Origin of the sequence: Streptomyces sp. Act143, assembly GCF_003143935.1 — a bacterium.
Classification (GTDB): domain Bacteria; phylum Actinomycetota; class Actinomycetes; order Streptomycetales; family Streptomycetaceae; genus Streptomyces.
This window is the reverse complement of sequence record NZ_QFRX01000001.1, coordinates 805593-824490: the sequence shown is the minus strand read 5'-3', so window position 1 is coordinate 824490 and position 18898 is coordinate 805593. Positions and strand designations below refer to the sequence as shown.

The 18898-nt window shown below is 72.6% G+C and carries 18 protein-coding genes and 1 pseudogene; 10 read left to right on the top strand and 9 right to left on the bottom strand.

The window, feature by feature from the left end:
* Positions 1-108: 108 nt before the first annotated feature.
* The 3 genes from DI272_RS03610 to DI272_RS03600 all read right to left on the bottom strand — a co-directional run bounded on the left by DI272_RS03610 (position 109) and on the right by DI272_RS03600 (position 3461).
* Entirely contained in the window at positions 109-1284 is a 1176-nt protein-coding gene (locus tag DI272_RS03610; RefSeq protein ID WP_109493675.1) for an alanine--tRNA ligase-related protein, read from the bottom strand.
* A 183-nt stretch (positions 1285-1467) separates the two neighbouring features.
* On the bottom strand, positions 1468-2190 hold the full coding sequence (locus DI272_RS03605; protein WP_109493674.1) for a response regulator transcription factor: 723 nt from the start codon (positions 2188-2190) through the stop codon (positions 1468-1470).
* A complete protein-coding gene (locus DI272_RS03600) occupies positions 2175-3461 on the bottom strand; it encodes a sensor histidine kinase (RefSeq protein ID WP_109493673.1) in 1287 nt (428 codons plus the stop codon). The genes DI272_RS03605 and DI272_RS03600 overlap by 16 nt, the downstream gene beginning before the upstream one ends.
* A gap of 230 nt (positions 3462-3691) precedes the next feature.
* Between DI272_RS03600 and DI272_RS03595 the strand changes: the two genes are divergently transcribed.
* The 6 genes from DI272_RS03595 to DI272_RS03570 all read left to right on the top strand — a co-directional run bounded on the left by DI272_RS03595 (position 3692) and on the right by DI272_RS03570 (position 9047).
* Positions 3692-4384, top strand: a complete 693-nt coding sequence (locus tag DI272_RS03595) for an ABC transporter ATP-binding protein (RefSeq protein WP_109493672.1) — start codon at positions 3692-3694, stop codon at positions 4382-4384.
* Positions 4381-6717, top strand: a complete 2337-nt coding sequence (locus DI272_RS03590) for an FtsX-like permease family protein (RefSeq protein ID WP_109493671.1) — start codon at positions 4381-4383, stop codon at positions 6715-6717. Before DI272_RS03595 ends, DI272_RS03590 begins: the two co-directional genes overlap by 4 nt.
* 102 nt (positions 6718-6819) lie before the next feature.
* A complete protein-coding gene (locus DI272_RS03585; RefSeq protein ID WP_109493670.1) occupies positions 6820-7506 on the top strand; it encodes a hypothetical protein in 687 nt (228 codons plus the stop codon).
* Positions 7507-7564: 58 nt separating this feature from the next.
* On the top strand, positions 7565-8017 hold the full coding sequence (locus DI272_RS03580; RefSeq protein ID WP_109493669.1) for a flavodoxin family protein: 453 nt from the start codon (positions 7565-7567) through the stop codon (positions 8015-8017).
* On the top strand, positions 8014-8346 hold the full coding sequence (locus DI272_RS46160; protein ID WP_375138025.1) for a hypothetical protein: 333 nt from the start codon (positions 8014-8016) through the stop codon (positions 8344-8346). The genes DI272_RS03580 and DI272_RS46160 overlap by 4 nt, the downstream gene beginning before the upstream one ends.
* Before the next feature lie 59 nt (positions 8347-8405).
* Positions 8406-9047 (top strand): class I SAM-dependent methyltransferase, encoded by a 642-nt coding sequence (locus DI272_RS03570; protein WP_109493668.1) that lies wholly within the window; start codon positions 8406-8408, stop codon positions 9045-9047.
* On the opposite strand, the gene DI272_RS03565 is transcribed toward DI272_RS03570, so the two are convergent.
* Both DI272_RS03565 and DI272_RS03560 read right to left on the bottom strand, forming a co-directional pair.
* The gene (locus tag DI272_RS03565) at positions 9023-9799 is read right to left on the bottom strand and encodes a class I SAM-dependent methyltransferase (protein WP_109493667.1); all 777 of its coding nucleotides are present in this window, start codon (positions 9797-9799) and stop codon (positions 9023-9025) included. The two genes, DI272_RS03570 and DI272_RS03565, sit on opposite strands and share 25 nt — an antisense overlap.
* 23 nt (positions 9800-9822) lie before the next feature.
* Positions 9823-10749, bottom strand: coding sequence for a GNAT family N-acetyltransferase (locus tag DI272_RS03560; protein ID WP_109493666.1), 927 nt, complete (start codon positions 10747-10749; stop codon positions 9823-9825).
* Positions 10750-10986: 237 nt separating this feature from the next.
* Between DI272_RS03560 and DI272_RS03555 the strand changes: the two genes are divergently transcribed.
* The 3 genes from DI272_RS03555 to DI272_RS03545 all read left to right on the top strand — a co-directional run bounded on the left by DI272_RS03555 (position 10987) and on the right by DI272_RS03545 (position 14998).
* Complete coding sequence (locus DI272_RS03555; RefSeq protein ID WP_109493665.1) at positions 10987-12672, top strand: hypothetical protein; 1686 nt, start codon at positions 10987-10989, stop codon at positions 12670-12672.
* 111 nt (positions 12673-12783) lie between these two features.
* Positions 12784-14457 carry a cellulase family glycosylhydrolase gene (locus tag DI272_RS03550; RefSeq protein WP_109493664.1) on the top strand — a complete coding sequence of 558 codons (1674 nt, stop codon included), beginning with the start codon at positions 12784-12786 and terminating at the stop codon, positions 14455-14457.
* Positions 14458-14611: 154 nt separating this feature from the next.
* Positions 14612-14998: a BlaI/MecI/CopY family transcriptional regulator gene (locus DI272_RS03545; protein WP_109493663.1), complete on the top strand. Its 387-nt coding sequence runs from the start codon at positions 14612-14614 to the stop codon at positions 14996-14998.
* Between the two features lie 87 nt (positions 14999-15085).
* Here the strand turns inward: DI272_RS03545 and DI272_RS03540 are convergent, their stop codons facing one another.
* Entirely contained in the window at positions 15086-15541 is a 456-nt protein-coding gene (locus DI272_RS03540; RefSeq protein WP_109493662.1) for a tellurite resistance TerB family protein, read from the bottom strand.
* A gap of 157 nt (positions 15542-15698) precedes the next feature.
* On the bottom strand, positions 15699-16580 hold the full coding sequence (locus DI272_RS03535; RefSeq protein WP_109493661.1) for a fructosamine kinase family protein: 882 nt from the start codon (positions 16578-16580) through the stop codon (positions 15699-15701).
* Between the two features lie 189 nt (positions 16581-16769).
* Between DI272_RS03535 and DI272_RS03530 the strand changes: the two genes are divergently transcribed.
* Entirely contained in the window at positions 16770-17375 is a 606-nt protein-coding gene (locus DI272_RS03530; RefSeq protein WP_109493660.1) for a YciI family protein, read from the top strand.
* 106 nt (positions 17376-17481) lie between these two features.
* Here DI272_RS03530 and DI272_RS03525 read toward each other — a convergent pair.
* Together DI272_RS03525 and DI272_RS03520 are read right to left on the bottom strand one after the other, a co-directional pair.
* Positions 17482-17873, bottom strand: a pseudogene (locus DI272_RS03525) (class I SAM-dependent methyltransferase); the annotation flags it as partial.
* Between the two features lie 106 nt (positions 17874-17979).
* Entirely contained in the window at positions 17980-18564 is a 585-nt protein-coding gene (locus tag DI272_RS03520; RefSeq protein ID WP_109493659.1) for a hypothetical protein, read from the bottom strand.
* Positions 18565-18898: the final 334 nt, after the last annotated feature.

Genomic DNA, 18898 nt, shown 5'->3' with positions numbered 1-18898 from the left:
CGGCCGGACCAGACGACTCCGGGAGGGGAGCCGCCACGGCCCCGAGTGCCCCGGCCGCCCGGGCGGTAACGCGGCCCGGGCGACCTGGTCAGGAGCGGGTGCGGCAGCTCATCGGTGCCGCAGGCTCCGCAGACCGGTGACGAGATCGCGGGGCAGACCGTGGGTGTCGTGCAGGTAGCGGTAGTCCTCCTCGGTCAGCCGCCCCTGGTATCGCGGTCGGGACAGCACACGGTGGCCCCGGTCGAGGAGCCGGCCGAAGCGGACCTCCTCGTCCTTGAGGAGGCCGAGGACCGGGTCGGTGCCGACGGGCAGCCGGAAGTGGTCCAGGGTGTGCTCCACCAGCTCCCGGGGCAGGTCGGACAGGGTGCGGGTGGGGTCCTGCTGCCAGAGGGTGGTCAGGAGGCGGCGGATCAGGCGGCGCAGGACATAGCCGCGCCCGGTGGCGGAGGGCCGTACGCCGTCGCCGATGACGACGACGCCGGACCGCAGATGGTCGCAGACCAGGCGGAACGACGGCTCGTCGAGGTCCCACAGGCGCGGGAGGAGGCGCGTCCACGGCTCGAACAGGTCCGTGTCGTAGACCGAGTCGCGGCCCTGGAGAATGGTCAGCAGGCGCTCCAGGCCCATGCCGGTGTCGATGTTCGGCTGCGACAGCGGGGACAGGCTGCCGTCCTCGTGGCGGTGGTGGCGCATGCCGACGTGGTTCCAGACCTCGACCCAGCGCGGGTCGGTGGTGGGGGTGCCCTCGGGGGAGGAGCCGCCGGTCCACACGAAGATCTCCGAGTCGGGGCCGCACGGGCCGACGGGACCGTTGGACCACCAGTTGTCCTCCACGGTCAGCTCCACGGGGACGCCCAACTCCTCCCAGGTGCGCAGCGATCCGGTGTCCTGGCCGACCTGGTCGTCGCCGCCGAAGACGGTGGCGTACAACCGTCGTTCGGGGATGCCGAACCCGTCGCGCAGCAGCTCGTACCCCCAGCGCAGGCTCTGGGAATGGCCGTAGTCGCCCAGCGACCACGAGCCGAGCATCTCGAACACCGTCAGATGGGTGGGGTCGCCGACTTCCTCCAGGTCGGTGGTGCGCAGACAGCGCTGGACATTGAGCAGGCGGCGGCCCTGCGGGTGCGGGCGGCCCTCCAGGTACGGGGTGAGGGGGTGCATTCCGGAGGTGGTGAACAGCACCGGGTCCGAGGGCGGCGGAAGCAGGGTGCTGCCGGTGATCAGGTGGTGGCCGCGTTCGACGTAGAAGTCGGTGAAGGTGCGCAGGGTGCGGTCCGTGTCCATGGTCATGGTCCTTCGGGTCGGGGGACCGGAAAGAACCGCGGAGACGCGCAGGAAGGCGAAGCACACTGCACCGGCGGCCCGTTTCCGGCCGCCGGGGGAGAGAGGGTGAGGTCAGGCGTCGGCAGCCGGGGAGCTGGTCGCTCGCGCGGCTGCGGTGCGGGTGTGCTGGGTGACCTCCATGGGTCAACGGTAACGATCCGGGCCCGGAACGTCTTCCGTATTTCCCGGGGTGATCAGTCCCGTCTCGTAGGCGAGGACGACCGCCTGGACGCGGTCGCGCAGGTCCAGCTTGGACAGGATGCGGCCGATGTGGGTCTTCACCGTGGTGGGGCTGAGGAAGAGGCGTTCCGCGAGCTCGGCGTTGCTCAGGCCCGTCGCGAGCAGCCGCAGCACCTCCAGCTCGCGCGGCGTCAGACCGGACAGGTCGCGGTGCAGGGACACCGTGGGGCGAGGCTCCTCGTGCTGGGCGAAGCGCTCGATCAGCCGGCGGGTGATCACCGGTGCCAGCAGCGCGTCGCCGGACTGCACGAGGCGCACGGCGGCGACCAGGTGCTCGGGGGTGACGTCCTTGAGCAGGAAGCCGGAGGCGCCCGCGGTGAGCGCCGCGTACACGTAGTGGTCGAGGTCGTACGTGGTGAGGATGAGGACGCGGGTGCCGGCCGCCGTGTCGTCGGCGAGGATGCGGCGGGTGGCCTCGATGCCGTCCATGCCGGGCATCCGGATGTCCATCAGCACGACATCGGGCCTCGTCCGCCGGACCGCGGTGACCGCCTCGGCGCCGTCGGCCGCCTCCGCCGTCACCTCGATGCCGTCCGCGGCCAGGATCATCCCGAAGCCGGTCCGCACCAGGGCCTGGTCGTCGGCGATGACGGCGCGCAGCGCCGCCCCGCTCACGCGGCCCGCCACGGGACGAGGGCTCTGACGCGGTAGCCGCCGGCCGGCGTCGGGCCGGCCGCCAACTCCCCGCCGTAGACGGCCAGTCGCTCGCGCAGCCCGATGAGGCCGCGGCCGTTGCCGTCCGCCCGTGCCGCGTCGCCGACGGCCCCCGTGTCGACCACCTCGATCTCCAGTCTGTCGTCGCTGTAGCCGACCGTGACGGAGGCATCGGCCCCCGGCGCGTGCTTGATGGTGTTGGTCAGCGCCTCCTGGACCACCCGGTACGCCGTCAGGTCGACGCCGGACGGCAGGGGTTCGGGCGGCAGGGACATCGCGACGCCGACCGGCGTGCCGGCGGCCCTTACCCGCACGATCAGCGCGTCGAGCTGCGCGAGCCCCGGCTGCGGCTCCAGCGCCTCGGGCCGGTCGGGGTCCGGCGCCGCCAGCAGCCCCATGACGTGGCGCAGTTCGGCCATCGCGGCCCGGCCGCCCGCCTCCACCGCCAGCAGCGCCTCCTTCGACCGCTCCGGCTCCGTGTCCATCACCTTGCGCGCCGCCCCCGCCTGAATGACCATCACGCTCACATTGTGGGTCACGACGTCGTGCAACTCGGCGGCGATCCGGGCCCGTTCCTCCGCGACCGCCCGACGTGTCGCCTCCTGCTGGTCCCGCTCCAGCCGCTCGAACCGCTCGCGGCCGTCCGCCGTCCGCCGCTGCCAGAACCGGACGACCCCGGCCAGCACCCCGGCGACCAGCAGCACCACGGCGGGGCTGGTCCAGCCGGGCAGGATGGGCTCCGTCCCGCGGAAGGTGACCCCCGCCAGCACGGCCACGAGCACCAGCGCGGCCATCGATCCCACCCGGTACCTGCTGTACATGACGGCGGTGTACGCGCCGATGACACACGTCAGCACGTTGATCCAGGAGGCCTCCTCGCCGATGGACAGCACCGCGGACACCACGATCCCGAACACCGCCAGCGGATACCGCCGTCGGACGACGAGCGGCAGCGCCGACAGCACGATCAGCGGCCAGGGCGGCACGACACCCTCGGCGTCCGGGACCAGCGGGTCCGGACCCGGACCCGGTGGCGGGGGGACGCCGGGTATCACCTTCGTGGCACCGTCGATCGGCCCGTCTCCAGGGAAGCGCGCCGCGACGATCAGCGCGACCACGGTCAGCAGCACGGCCAGCAGCACGTCGTAGTACTTCGACCGCCGCGCCTGCGGGCCGGGCCGCGGCTCCGGTCGCAGGGCTTCGAGCAGTTGCCGACGCCGTCCGCGGCGGTCCTCCGTGTCCATCCGCACATTGTGCGGCCCGCCCGGCCGTGCCCGCGTCCCCCCGAGCGACCAGCGAACCGTCCTCGGGGCGTACGCCGCAGGGATGACCCCGCCGGCGGATCCTCCGCGGGAACGGCCGCATGTCGGTGCCCCGGCCGACGCGGGGCCGTGGCTCGCGCGCCTACCTTCACCAGGCCGGCACAGCGGCCGCACAGGGGCGGCCCACTCGACCGCAAGGACGGACGACACCCATGACTGAAGTGATCGAACTGACGGGCGTGGCCAAGCGCTACGACAACGCGGGCGCACCTGCGCTCGGCCCGATCGACCTCGGGGTCGCGCAGGGTGAGGCGCTCGCCGTCACGGGCCCTTCGGGCAGCGGCAAGTCCACTTTGCTGAACCTCGTCGCCGGCCTCGACAAGCCCACCACCGGCACGGTGACCGTGGCCGGGCAGCGCATCGACCGGCTCGGCGAGCACGCGCTGGCCCGGTTCCGCCGCGAACAGATCGGCATGGTCTTCCAGTTCTTCAACCTGCTCGACGACCTCACCGTCAGCGACAACATCCAGCTGCCCGCCCAGCTGACCGGCACCGCACGGCGCAGGACCGCCGCCCGCGCCGACGAGCTCATGGAGGCGCTCGGCATCCAGAAGCACGCCCGCGCCTACCCCGGGCGGCTCTCCGGCGGTGAGCGGCAGCGCGTCGCGGTGGCCCGGGCGCTGATCAACAAGCCCGCGCTGCTCCTCGCCGACGAACCGACCGGCGCCCTCGACACCGCCTCCGGCCGGGACGTGCGCGAGCTGCTGCGGGAACTGCACCGGGGCGGCCAGACCATCGTGCTGGTCACCCACGACCCGTCCCTGGCCGACGCCTGCGCCGACCGCGCCATCCATCTGGTCGACGGCCACCTCGCCCTCGACACCCAGGCGGAGGCCGTCCGATGAGCGCCCTCGCACGGGTCGTACGGTCCGGGGTGAGCCGGCGCCGGGTCCAGACCGTGGTGATCGCGCTGGCCACGATGATGGCCGTCGCCGCGGCCGTGGTCGCGGGGTCGCTCATGGTCGCCACCAGCGCGCCCTTCGACCACGCCTTCGCCCGGCAGGACGGCGCGCACCTCACCGTCGCGTTCGACCCGGCCAAGGCCGGCGCGGCACAACTGCGGGCCACGGGACGGCTCGACGGCGTCACGGCGAGCGCCGGGCCGTACCCCGCCACGACGGTCAACGCCGTCGACGGGCAGGGCCGGCACGTCCCGGCGATGACACTGGCCGGGCGCTCCGGTCCGGGCACCGACGTCGACCGGCTCGACCTGAAGTCCGGGCGGTGGGCGACCGGGCCGGGCGAGATCGTCCTCGACGACGCCTTCAGCGGCCCCGCCTTCCGGATCGGCGACACCCTCAAGACCTCGGACGCCCCGGACAGCCCGGCGCTGAAGGTCGTCGGCTTCGCCCGGTCGGTCAGCCGGACCGCGGACGCCTGGGCGACACCCGCCCAGGTCAGTGCGCTGGCGTCCAAGGACACGCAGGTCACCAGCCAGATGCTCTACCGGTTCGACTCCGCGGGCAGCAAGGGCGCCATCGCCGCCGACCGCAGGAAGCTGGGCGCCGCAGTGCCGTCCGGGGCGCTGCTCGGCGCCGAGTCGTGGCTGGACGCCAAGCGGGCCGCCGACCGGAACGCGGCACCGACGATCCCCTTCCTGGTGGCCTTCGGCATCCTCGGCATCGTCATGTCGGTGATCATCGTCGGCAGTGTCATCAGCGGCGCGGTCGGCACCAGCCTGCGCCGCATCGGCATCCTCAAGGCCATCGGCTTCACGCCCCGCGAGGTCGTCCGGGCCTACGTCGCCCAGGCGCTCGTCCCCGCCACCGCGGGCATCGCGCTGGGCGTCGTCCTCGGCAACCTGATGGCGCTCCCGCTGCTCGCGGACGCTGAGACCGTCTACGGGGCCGTCTCGCTGACGGTGGCGTGGTGGGTGGACGTCCTCGTGGCGGGTGTCGCGCTGCTCGTCGTGGGGGTCGCGGCGCTGGTTCCCGCCCTGCGGGCCGGGCGGCTGCGCACGGTGGAGGCCATCGCGGTCGGCCGGGCACCGCGCACCGGACGCGGCCAGTGGGCGCAGCGGGCGGCGGGGCGGCTGCCGCTGCCGCGCGCGGTCACCTACGGGCTGGCGAGTCCCTTCGCCCACCCGGTGCGGGCGCTCGCCATGCTGCTCGCGGTGGCCTTCGGTACCGTCGCGGCGACCTTCGCGGTGGGGCTGACGACCTCGCTGCACGTGGTCAGCGTGGCGGGCGACCCCGAGAGCCGCGCCGCGGTCAGCGTGTTCGCCGGTCCGACCGACGTACCACCGGACGCGACCGGGGTCGTCGCCTCCGACCCCGCGAAGATCCGGGCCGCCGTCGAGGCGCAGGAGGGGACCGCCTCGCACTACAGCCGGTCCGAGGCGGACGCCGCCGTGGCCGGGGTGTCCGGCAGGGTCCGGGCCGTGCTCTACCAGGGCGACCTGGGCGACGGTCACGACGAGATCGTGTCCGGGCACTGGCTCACCGGCCGGGGGCAGGCCGTGGTGCAAAGGCGCTTCCTGGAGAGCACCGGCGCGAAGGTCGGTGACACCGTGCGGGTGCGGATCGGCGAGGAGACGAGGACGCTGCGGATCGTCGGAGAGGCCTTCGGCACCTCCGACGACGTGCTGGACATCTCCGCCGAGCTCGCCGACTTCCCCGCGATCGGACCGCAGATGTTCCTCGTCGACCTGGACCGGGGCGTCGACGCCGCCGCCTACGCGCGCGACCTCTCGGAGACGGTGCGGCCGCTGGGCGGCGACGCCCAGGCCAACGCCCCCTCGGGGCAGGGCGGTCTCATCCTCGTCATCGACACGATGGCCGCGCTGCTCACCCTCATGCTGGTCTCCGTGGCGGGTCTCGGGGTGCTCAACTCCGTGGTCCTGGACACCCGGGAGCGCGTCCACGACCTGGGTGTGTGCAAGGCGCTCGGCATGTCGCCGCGGCAGACCGTAAGCCTCGTCCTCGCGTCCGTCGCCGGGATCGGCGTGCTCGGCGGCCTGATCGGCGTCCCGGCCGGGTACGCGCTGCACGGCGTGGTGCTGCCGCGGATGGCCGAGGCCGCGGGCACCGGACTGCCGAAGGCCGTCCTCGACGTGTACGACGCGCCCGAGTTGGTGGTGCTGGGCCTCGCGGGCGTCATCATCGCCGTGCTGGGCGCGCTCCTGCCGGCGGGGTGGGCGGCCAACGCCCGGACGGCGACGGCGCTTCGCACGGAATAGCCCGACCGGCGCCCCATCAGCACATTTTCATTACGGCATCTCCACAAGGGTGATTTCGCGGGCGATGATTGATCGCGCAACAGAAACATCCCTGGGGGGACCATGAACCACGACAGCACTCCGCCGCCGCCCATGCCCGGCTACACCCCGCCGCCCGGGCCGGGCTACTACCCGCAGCCCCCGCAGCCGTCTCCGGCGCCGAAGAAGACCGCCACGGTCCTCATCGCCGCCGGGGCGGCGGTGGTCGCGGCCGTCCTCGCCGCCGTCGTCACCGCGAGCGTGACCGGCGACGGCGAGGCCGAGGCGGCGCCGACCGTCACCGTCACGAAGACGGTGCCGGCCGAGACCGGCGACACCGCCGCCGACGAGGAGTCCGCCGCGCCGACCGAGGAATCCGGCGACGACTCCTACGGGTTCGGCGACACCATCGCCTATGACAACGACGTCGAGATCAGCCTGACCAAGATCACTCGCGCGGTCTCCAGTGAGTACGCGTCCCCGGAGAGGACCCCGTACGCCAAGTTCACCATCAAGATCGTCAACAAGTCGGACAAGAAGGTCGACGCCTCGATGATGACGGTCAACTGCGCCTACGGCGACGAGGGCAAGGAAGGGGAGGCCATCTACGACGACGGACTCGACGGCCTGCCGGACACCAGCATCCTCGCCGGCCGCTCCCTGACCGTGCCGTGGGGCTGCGAACTGCCCAAGGGCGAATCCTTCCTCCAGATCGAGGTGGCACCCGACTACGAGTCGGAGACCGCGATCTTCGCCGGCCAGGTGAAGTAGCCGACACGGCGCCCGTCGCGTTTGCGCCGGGCGCCGGGCCGACGGCAGGGTTCGGGGTGTGGCTACCTTGCTGATCGTGCATCACACGCCCTCGCCCCACTGCCAGGCGCTGCTGGAAGCCGTCGTCTCCGGGGCGACGGACCCGGAGATCGAGAACGTCCAGGTCGTACGGCGGGCCGCGCTCGCCGCCACCGCGTCCGACGTGCTCGCCGCCGACGGCTTCCTGCTGGGCACCCCGGCGAACCTCGGCTACATGTCCGGCGCCCTCAAGCACTTCTTCGACCAGGTCTACTACCCGTGTCTGGACGAGACCCGGGGACGGCCCTTCGGCTACTACGTGCACGGCGGCAACGACGTCACCGGCGCGGTGCGCGCCGTCGAGTCCGTCACCACGGGCCTCGGCTGGCGCCGAGCCGCCAACCCCGTGACGGTGACCGGGGCGCCGGAGAAGCCCGATGTGGAGGCGTGCCGGGAACTGGGGGCGACGGTCGCGGCCGGCCTCATGGAGTGACCGGGCCGCAGGGAAGGAAAGGCCCCTGCCCTCCCTCCGGACGACGGACCGCGCCGGCGGCCAGGGGACGTTCAGCAGCGTCGACGCCGTACCGGGAGGCACGACCACCGCGGAGAATCCCGGCACGGACGGTCGCGCCGCCGCCCCTCGGCAAGAACGTCACCACCGACGCCCTGCTCGCGGGCATCCGCACCGTCGCGGCCGGGGAGGCGCTGCTCTCACCCCCGTTCCGGCGCGCCATGACCGAGCTCGGCGCCCGCGACCGCGCCCGACTGGCCGTCATCGCCTACCCGGCCGGCCTGGTACGCCCCGCCTCCGGACCCCGGTGACGCCGGCCGCGCGGTGACGCGCGCCGGGCCGTCGGGACCGTGGCTGGCATGCTGAGCCCATGGACGATCACGCGCGGCACGACTCCGTCCGGCACAGCTACGACACCGTGGCCCAGGAGTACACGACCCGCCTCCATGCCGAGCTCGAAGGCAAGCCCCTCGACCGGGCGTTGCTCACCGCTCTCCTCGAACAGACCGAACCGGGGGCGCCGGTGGGCGACTTGGGCTGCGGACCGGGCCATGTGGCCGCCTGGCTCGCGGAGCGGGGCGCGCGCACGGTCGGCGTCGACCTGTCCGCCGGCATGGTCGCGGCGGGCCGGGCCCGCTTCCCGGCGGTGGAGTTCCGCCAGGGCGACCTGCTGGAACTCCCGGCAGGAGATGCGGAATTCGGCTCCCTGGTCGCGCTCTACACCGTCATCCATCTCGACCCCGGCGAACTGCCCCGCGCCTTCGCGGAGATGCGCCGGGTCCTGCGCCCCGCGGGCCTGCTCCTCCTCTCCTTCCACATCGGCGAGGAGGTCCGGCACCTGGACGAGTGGTGGGGGCACCCGGTGGACGTCGACTTCCGCTTCCTCGACCCGGCGCACATCGCCGGTCTGCTCGCATCGGGGGGCTTCACGGTGGAGATGAGACTGGAGCGCACCCACTACGCCCACGAGGCGGAGACCCGCCGCGCCTATGTGCTGGCCCGCCGCACCTGACAGGTCACGACCGGCTGGTGGAACCCCGTCGCCTCCGGCGCGTGCCAGGTGACGTCGGCGAAGCCCGCCCCGGCGAGAAGCCGCGTCAACTGCGGCCGGGACAGCGCCCAGTAGGTGGCCGTCCGCCGCCGTACCGTCCAGGCGTCCCCCGCGGGGATCACCTGGAAGTGCTCCAGGTCGTAGCGCTCGCCGTCCTCGTGCCAGTGCCAGAGCTGGAAGGTGATCACCCGGCCGTCCGGCGTCTCCTTGACCTGGGGCGGTGTCGAGGCGGGCCGGGTGCGCCGCAGTTCGTCGTAGTTCCGGACCGTGAGCACCAGCAGCCCGCCGTCCCGCAGGACGCGGCGCATCTCGCCCAGCGCCGCCGAGACGTCCGCTGCGGACAGCAGGTGCGGGAGCGAGTTGTCGGCGCACACCACGACGTCGAAGACCGACGGCGCGAACGGCAGCCGGCGCATGTCCGCGGCGGCCGTCGGGAGGCGGAGGCCCCGCTCGGCCGCCTCGACCGCGGCGCGCGCGGCGGCGCGGGGGCTGAGGTCGCTGCCGACTACGTCGTACCCGGCCCCGGCCAGCCCGATCGCCTGGGTGCCGATCCCGCAGGAGCAGTCCAGGACGCGCTGCGGGCCCGCGCCCAGCCGCCGTCGGACGAGGGTGTCGAGGACGGCGGCCTGGCGGGCCGTGCTCGCGTCCCAGTCCGCGAACATCAGGTGGTAGTCGCAGGCCAGGTCGTCGTAGAAATCCCGGGTCGAGGACATACGCGCGCCTTTCGCCGCCACGATCAGGTCAGCACCGCCTCCCAAGTATCGACGGCGTAGTGCAGAGACATCCCGTTGCGCCCGTACAGCTCGGGCGCGCCGGTGGCGTTGGCCGTGTCCACCCCGAGCCCCACGGTGTCCCGTCCGCGGGCGGCGAACGCCGCGAAGGCCTGGCGCAGCAGCAGCCCGCCCAGCCCCCGGCCCCGCGCCTCCCGGAGCACCCCGACACTGCGGATCCAGCCCATGGCCGCACGGTCGTCCCGCGCGAGCAGGAACCCGGTGTCCCCCAGCTCCTCGGTGCCCACGATCCACACCAGCGACCAGTCGAGGCGCTCGGCGTCGATGTCGTGCAGCCACTGGCCGTAGGTGCGCGGCTGGAAGTCGAAGTGCTCGGCGAAGCCCGCCTGGTAGAGCTGGTGGACGCGGCGGCGGTCCGGCTCGGTGGTGCAGGGACGCAGGTGCACCCCGGCGGGCGCCTCCGGGGCGCGGTCCCGGGCCCGGTCGAGGCGGCGTTGCAGCACGTGGTAGCGGCGTACGACGGACCAGCCCCGGGCTTCGATCAGTGAAGTGTCCAGGGTCGGCCGGGTGTTGAGGTGCAGATGGACGACGGCCTTGGCGGCGCCGTTGCCCCGGGCCCGCTCGACGGCGCGGAGCTGCATGGCGTCGAAGAGGTGCTCCCCGGCCTCCTGGTGGTCGGGCAGGACGTAGTGGTCGATGTCGATCCGCTCGTTCCCGGAGTCGTCCCACAGCAGCCCGTACGCCACCAGCCGCTCCCCGGCGAAGGCCAGCCAGGAGTCGCGCTCCAGGTCGACATCGGGACGCCGGAGATCGGCCTCGACGGTGGCGAGGTCGGTCTCGCGCCGGCCGATCTCGATCTCGTCGACGAGGTTGAGCAGCTCGGTGATCGCGGGCGCGTCGGCGAGCCGAGCGGGGCGCAGGAGAGGAGGCATGAGGGCCAGGGTCCTGGGGGCGGCGGGCGGCCGCAACGGGTTTTCGGAGCCCCGGACCGATGCGGTCCGCCCGCGCAGCGGCGTCTCTGCGCCGGGATTCTGCCGCCCTGCGAGGCGGCGGTGCCGGACGAACGCGAGGGCTGAGCGCGGACCGGCGGAACCGGTTCTCGGCGTGTCGGGTACAAAACACCCGGTAACGTCGCGAATCCAGGCCCTGCTCACGCTCGGGGAATTCGTATGGAGCACACGGAGTACTACGACCTCGGCAGCCATGGCCGCCCCGTGACCACGTCGTCGCCCGAGGCCCAACGGTGGTTCGACCGCGGGCTGGTGTGGACGTACGCCTTCCACCACGAGGAGGCGGTCGCCTGTTTCGAGGCCGCCGCCGCGGCCGATCCCGACTGCGCCATGGCTCATTGGGGCATCGCCTACGCCCTCGGCCCCCACTACAACAAGCCGTGGGAGTTCTTCGACGGCGACGACCTGGCCCGGACCGTCGAGCGCACCCACGCCGCCGTGGAACGGGCCCATGAGAAGGCGCGAACCGCCGCGACCCCCGTCGAGCGGTCCCTCATCGGCGCGCTGCGCGCCCGCTATCCGCGGGCCAGCCCGGTCGCGGACTGCGCGGTGTGGAACGCGCCCTACGCCGACAGCATGCGCGCCGTCCATGAACTCGCCCCCGACGACGCCGACATCGCCGCCCTGTACGCCGACGCCCTGCTGAACCTCACCCCTTGGCGGCTGTGGAACCTCCGGACCGGCGAACCGGCGGAAGGCGCCCGCACCTTGGAGGCCAAGGCGGTCCTCGACCGGGTGCTCGCCTCGGACGCGGGCAAACGGCACCCGGGCGTGCTGCACCTGTACATCCACCTCATGGAGATGTCCCCGACCCCCGAGACGGCCCTGCCCGTCGCCGACCGGTTGCGCGGGCTCGTCCCCGACGCCGGGCACCTCCAGCACATGCCCTCGCACCTGGACGTGCTCTGCGGCGACTACCGCCGTGTGGTGGCGGACAACAGCGCGGCCGTCGCCGCCGACGAGAAGTACCGCGCCCGGGCCGGGGCGATGAACTTCTACACCCTCTACCGGTCGCACAACTACCACTTCAAGATCTACGGCGCGATGTTCCTCGGCCAGTCCCGGGTCGCGCTGGAGACCGCCGCCCAGCTGGAGGCATCCGTCCCGGAGGAACTGCTGCGCGTGCAGAGCCCGCCCATGGCCGACTGGCTGGAGGGCTTCCTCGCCATGCGGGTCCACGTGCTGATCCGCTTCGGCCGCTGGGCCGACCTCCTCGAACTGCCCCTGCCCGCCGACCCGCGGCTGTACTGCGTGACCACCGCGATGCTCCACTACGCCCGCGGGGTGGCCCTGTCCGCCCTCGGCCGCATTCCCGCGGCCGAGGCCGAACGCGCCCTCTTCCAGGAGGCGGTGACCCGCGTCCCGGAGTCGCGCATGCTCTTCAACAACACCTGTGCCGACGTCCTGGCCGTCGCCGCCGCGATGCTCGACGGCGAACTCGCCTACCGCAAAGGCGACTTCGACGCCGCATTCGCCGCCCTGGAACGGTCGGTCGAACTCGACGACAACCTGCCCTATGACGAACCCTGGGGCTGGATGCAACCCACCCGGCACGCCTACGGAGCCCTGCTTCTGGAACAGGGCCGGGTCGCCGAGGCCGAGGCGGTCTACCGCGCCGACCTCGGGCTCGACGACACGCTGCCGCGCGCGGTGCAGCATCCGGGCAACGTCTGGGCCCTGCACGGGTTCCACGAGTGCCTGGTCCGGCTCGGCAGGGCGGGGGAGGCGCGGATCGTCGCCCAGCAGCTGAAGATCGCGGTCGCGCTGGCGGACGTGCCGATCGAGGCGTCGTGCTTCTGCCGGCTCGACGCGGGGCCGGTGCCGGAGGAGGGGTGCTGCGGATGAGGTCTTGCGCGCTCTCTTGACGTGTACCTGGCGCGGTCGGTTGTATGGGAGCGCTCCCATACAACTCTCCTCCCAGCCTGAGTTTCTTGGCGCTCACTCCCAGGAGTCGCAGTGAGAAGAACAAGAAGCACGACAAGAAAGAGCACGACAGCAGGCAGCCTCCTCGCCCGCCTGGCGGCGGCCCTGCTCGGGCTCGTCCTCCTCGGTGCCCTGTGGCCCGCCGCCGCGCACGCCCAGGCCGAGCCGCCGGGCGTCCAGGCCACCGGCCTGCACATCAGCAACGGCCGCCTGGTCGAAGGCAACGGCAACGACTTCGTGATGCGTGGCGTCAACCACGCCCACACCTGGTATCCGAACGAGACGCAGTCGCTGTCGGACATCAAGGCGCTCGGCGCCAACGCCGTCCGCGTCGTCCTGGCCGACGGTCACCGCTGGACCGCCAACAGCGCGGCGGACGTTGCCAACGTTGTCACCCAGTGCAAGGCCAACCGCCTCATCTGCGTCCTGGAGGTGCACGACACCACCGGATACGGCGAGGACAGCGCGGCCGGCACGTTGGACCAGGCCGCCGACTACTGGATCGGCCTGAAGGACGTCCTGGCGGGCCAGGAGAACTACATCGTCATCAACATCGGCAACGAGCCCTGGGGCAACACCAACCCCGAGGGCTGGACCGACCCCACCATCGCCGCGATCAAGAAGCTGCGGAACGCCGGTTTCCAGCACACGATCATGGTGGACGCGCCCAACTGGGGCCAGGACTGGCAGGGCGTCATGCGCGCCAACGCCCAGAGCGTCTACAACGCCGACACCACCGGCAATCTGATCTTCTCCATCCACATGTACAGCGTCTTCGACACCGCGGCGGAGATCACCGACTACCTCAACGCCTTCGTCAACGCCAAACTCCCCATCCTCATCGGCGAGTTCGGCGGCCCCGCCGACCAGTGGGGCGACCCCGACGAGGACACCATGATGGCCACCGCCGAGCAACTCGACCTCGGCTACCTGGCCTGGTCCTGGAGCGGCAACACCGACCCGATCCTCGACCTCGCCGTCGACTTCGACCCCAACCGGCTCAGCTCCTGGGGACAGCGCATCTTCAACGGCACCAACGGCATCGCCCAGACCGCCAAGGAAGCCACGATCTACGGCGGGGGCGGCACCGGCGACACCCAGGCCCCGACGGCCCCCGGCACGCCGAGCGCCTCGGCGGTGACGGCCACCTCCGCGGCCCTCACCTGGACCGCGTCCACCGACAACGTCGGCGTCGCCGGGTACGACGTCGTCCGCGTCAGCGGCGGCACCGAGACCAAGGTCGCGGCCTCCACCACCAACTCGGTGACGGTGACCGGTCTTTCGGCCGAGACGGCGTACACCTTCGCCGTCTACGCCCGGGACGCGGCGGGCAATCGCTCGGCCCGCTCGGCGACGGTCAACGTCACGACCGGCAAGGCCCCGGCGCTCGACTGCTCGGTCGGCTACCGGATCGTGGGGGAGTGGCAGGGCGGATTCCAGGGCGAGATCACCCTCCGCAACACCGGGAGCACCGCCGTCAACGGCTGGACGCTCGGCTTCTCCTTCGCCAACGGCCAGACGATCTCCAACATGTGGGGCGGCACCCCGACCCAGAGCGGGGCGGACGTCAGCGTCACCCCCGCGTCCTACACCTCCACCATCCCCGCCGCCGGCTCGGTGACCGTCGGCTTCATCGGCGCCAAGGGCACGACCAACGCGGCGCCGACCGCCTTCACGCTGAACGGCAGTGCCTGCGCGACCGGTTGATCCCGTCTCCGGCCGAGGGCCGGCTCCTCCGCGCTGACCGGCGGCACCTTGCCGCCGGTCAGTCACCGCCTGGCGCGGGGAGGTGTGGTCCGCACCCCGGTGTCCTTACGATGGACCGCCCGTGACGTGCGCGGCAGCGGAAGGGAGACAGGGAGTGACGGATCACCGGCGTCCTCGGCGACGGGGGCAGGGCGAGCTGGAGGTGCAGGTCCTGTCCGCCCTGCGGGAGGCGGACGGACCGGCGACCGCGGGCTGGGTGCAGGAGCGGCTCGGCGCGGATCTGGCCTATACGACGGTGATCACGATCCTGACCCGGCTGCTGGCCAAGGGGGTGGTGACCCGCGAGCGCGCGGGCCGCTCCTTCGCGTGGACGCCCGTGTCCGACGAGGCGGGACTCGCCGCGCACCGGATGCGCAGGCTCCTCGACGGCGAGAGCGACCGGGAGGCGGTGCTGGCCAGCTTCGTCACCTCCCTCGAACCCGACGACGAGCGGCTGCTGAGGGAGCTGCTGGGGCGGGCGGAGAGCGAAAAGTCGGACTGAGACCCCCGTCGGGGTGTCCGTCTCCGTGCCGCTGGCCCGGTCCTGCGCGGCGACGCCTCTGTGGTGAGGCGCCGCCGGGCACTCGTCTCAGAGGTCGAACTCGTGCGGCGGCAGGTCCAGCGCGAAGCAGGCCTCGCGGACGACGGCCTGCTCGGTCTTGTCGAAGTCGCCGTCGGCCCCGCCGATCACGATGCCGATCTGGATCACGGCACGCGCCTCGGCCGGCTTCTTCTTCGCCTTCCCGATCTCCTGGAGCACGCTCACCTTGCCGAACGCGAAGTCGGCCGTGAGCTTGTTCAGGTTCTCGTCGAAGCGCCGCTGGAGGTCCATGGCGTCGAAGTTCTGGAGCACCTCGTTGGAGGCGATCAGCTGGGCCACCCGCTGCCGCTCGGAGGGGTCCACCGTGCCGTCGGCGGCGGCCACCAGGGCGCACATCGCCATGCTGGCATCGCGGAACGCGCCGCTCTTGAGGTCGTTCTTCTTCGCCACGAGCTGGGTCTGCATCGTCGATGCCGAGTCCTTGATGCGGTCCCACAGAGCCATGCGAACTCCCAAAGGTCTCTCGGTGACCGACCCGCCCCGACGACGGACCGGCACCCTCTTATGTCTACAGCAACGTAGAAACTAGCGGCCGGGCCGAGAAGTTCCGGAGATCCGCCGTCATCCTGACACCGCGGTCCTCGCCGCGGCCGGCGTGAGGTCAGAGACCCGCGTAGGGGCGGGCGGCGGCCAGCGCCTGTTCGGCGTAGGAGCGGCCGAACAGCACGGTGTGGACGAGAAGCGGAAACAGCTGGTGCAGGCCGACGCGCTGCCGCCAGCCCGGTGCGAGGGGGGCCGCCTCCTGGTAGCCCTCCAGCACCTGGGCGAGATACGGGCAGCCGAACAGCTGGAGCATGGCCAGGTCGGTCTCGCGGTGTCCGCCGTGCGCCGCCGGGTCGATCAGCCGGACGTGGCCGTCGGCGCCCCACAGCACATTGCCGTTCCACAGGTCGCCGTGCAGTCGCGCGGGCCGCTCGGCGGGGCCGGCCAGCCGGTCGACCCGCTCGCAGACCCGCTCGAACACGGCGGCCTCGGCGGGCCGCAGCGTGCCGGCGTCGACCGCCCGGCGCAGATAGGGCAGCACCCGGTACCGGGCATACCAGTCGGGCCAGTCGTCGCCGGGCACGTTGCTCATCGGGGCGGTGCCGATGTACGCGTCCCTCGGGCCGCCCGGCGGCGGGGCGCCGAACGCGTCGCCACCGGTGGCGTGCAGCGCGGCCAGCTCACGGCCGAACCGGGACGCCGCCGCGGCCCCCGCACGCCCCTGCGCGACACAGGAGGTGACCAGCCACTGCCGGTCACGTCCGCGCACCGCCGGCACCCGCACCGCACCGGCCTCGGCCAGCCACCCCAGCCCCGCGGCCTCGGCCTGCGCCGCCCCGGAGCCGCCGGCGTCCTTGACGATCACCGGCCCGTCGTCGAGGACGACTTCGGTGACGGCCCCGGCGAGCCGCCGCCGCGACACCACGGCCCGCCCGGTGAGCCGGGCCGCCACGGCTTCGGGACCTTCACCGCCCGTACGGTCGACGCCTTCACCGCTCATACGGTGCACTCCACGGCCGGCACCATGACGACCTCCCTCACATCCGACCCACGAGTCTATGAGCCGGTGCGTCGAGGAAGTGCGGGCCGCCGTCATGAACACGGACACCGGAAGATCGAATTCGGGAGACGATGTGCACCGCCGCCGTGACCGGCGACGCGTATCAGCGATGTGAACCAGGGGAGCGACATGGAGTACTTCGTCTACTGCCGGGACAGGGAGGATTCCCTCGACCTGCGCATGCAACTGAACGAGGACCACTGGACGTTCATGGACGGCTACGCCGAGGAGATGATCGCGCGGGGGCCCACGTTCCCGGCCGAGGGCGACGGCGTGACCGGCAGCATGCACATCGTCGACCTGCCCGACGCCGCCGCCGCGCAGCGGTTCGCGTTCGAGGAACCCAACTACCGGGCCGGTGTCTACCGTGACGTGCTCATCCGCCGCTGGCGCAACACGCTGGGGCGCACCATGTGGGAGTACGCGGGAACGACGGCCGGATTCAGTCGCTTCCTGATCATCGCGCAGGGCGGGCCGGAGCCGATCGCGGACCTCGGTCCCCTGGACGCGGCGCAGCGGCGCCATCTCGACGACGGCTACCGCGACCGGCTGATCGCGTACGGCCCGCTGCTCGCCGAGGACGGTGTCACCTGGCTGGGCACCGCCGTGCTGGCCGAGTTGGCGGACCGCGCGGCCGCCGAGGCCATGATGGCGGGGGAGCCGTACGCCACGGCCGGGCGCTACGACAGCGTCGAGATCCATGACTGGCGGTTCGGCGGCCGCCCGGCGGACTGACCGGCAGGGGGGGCGCGTGTGCTCAGCGGAGGGCGTCGTCGGGCAACCGCTGCTCGAACCAGACCATTCTGCCCATGCTCAGTCTCCTCGCCCCCCAGCGCCCCGACAGCTGGTCGACCAGGGCCGCCACCGCCTCGAAACGGCCCGGCTCCAGCGGGCCGCCGGGGCGCAGATCGGCGATGTCCGCCCGGTGGAACACCCCGGCGGGCACATGTTTGCGGCCAGCGCCACCATGCCGTCCGAGAGATCGACACCGACGACCTCGAAACCCGCCTCGGCGAACTGGAGCGCGGTCGGAATGCCCGTGCCGCACCCCAGATCGAGCGCGCGGGAGCCGGTCGGCAACGACCTGATGAGCCACTCGGCGGCCGTGACCTGCCCCTCCTTGTGCGGGAAGGCTTCGTCGTAGCGGTCGCCGAGGGCGTCGAAGGCCGCGGCCAGACCTGTGCGGTCGAGCCGCAGGTTCCCGTAGTCGGACGCGTCGGCGGGGGTGCTCACAGAAATGCTCCTTCGGTGCCGCTACAAATAGTTTTCCGATAGTCGTACCGATATGGGTTCTGTGCGCTCCGGGGCTGAGAGGGCCCGTTGCCGAGGCGTCGCGGCGTCAGCCGGTCTTGTGACCCCACCGCGGGCCCACCATGTCCCATTCCCTGCCCCACTGGGCGATCCGGCGCCGGTCGAGCCGGCACCGTGCGGCCGCTCCCGCGCCGATCACGAGGCCGCTCAGGGCGAGGGCGGCGCCCGCCCCCAGGAAGCCCGCCTCGACGGCCGCGTCGGTCGGGCCGGGCGGCCGGCTGGTGAGGTCGCCCTGCCGGTTCGTCCAGACGGTGACCGTGGACCCGGTGCGCAGCCCGGCGTCCACCAGGGTGCTGCCGGTACGGCGGGAGCCGTCGGCGGCCGTCCAGCGGACCTTCGCCATCGCGCGGTCGCTGTACACATTGCCCCTGGCCCCGGTCGTGCGGGGAACGTCGGCCAGGAGCACCGCCCGGACGGGGGTGCGATCGGCGCGCTGCCGGGCGAAGGTCTCGTCGGCGGCACGGGCGGCCACCGCGCCGGCGAACGTCCCGCCCACCACGACGAGGACCCACGCGGCCAGCACGAGCCACGCCTCGAGAACGTCGTCACGTCGGCGCAGCGGATTGCTCCGCCACCGCCACCACCACTGCTTCGTACGCCTGCCGCCGCGCATCGGTGGCACCTCCTTCTGTCTGCCACTCCCAGGAAGGTGACATCGCGCCGCACCTGACGGGCAGGGGCCGACCAGACGGCATCGCCGGGCTGTTCGGGCCCAAGTGCGGACGCCGCAGGGGCCGTTCAGCCCACGCGGGGAGACCGGCACGTGCCGTCGGCCACGGGGGCGGCGGCCCCGCCCGACAGCTGCCGGGGGAAGGCCGGCGCCCCGTCACGTCGCGCCACGACAGGCCGGCCGTCGAAGGACCGGCGTCCGTGCGGGAGTTCGCGCTCGACACGCCCTGCCGGTCACCGTCGCGCACGGGCTGCGCGCATCGCTGCCGCACCGGCCG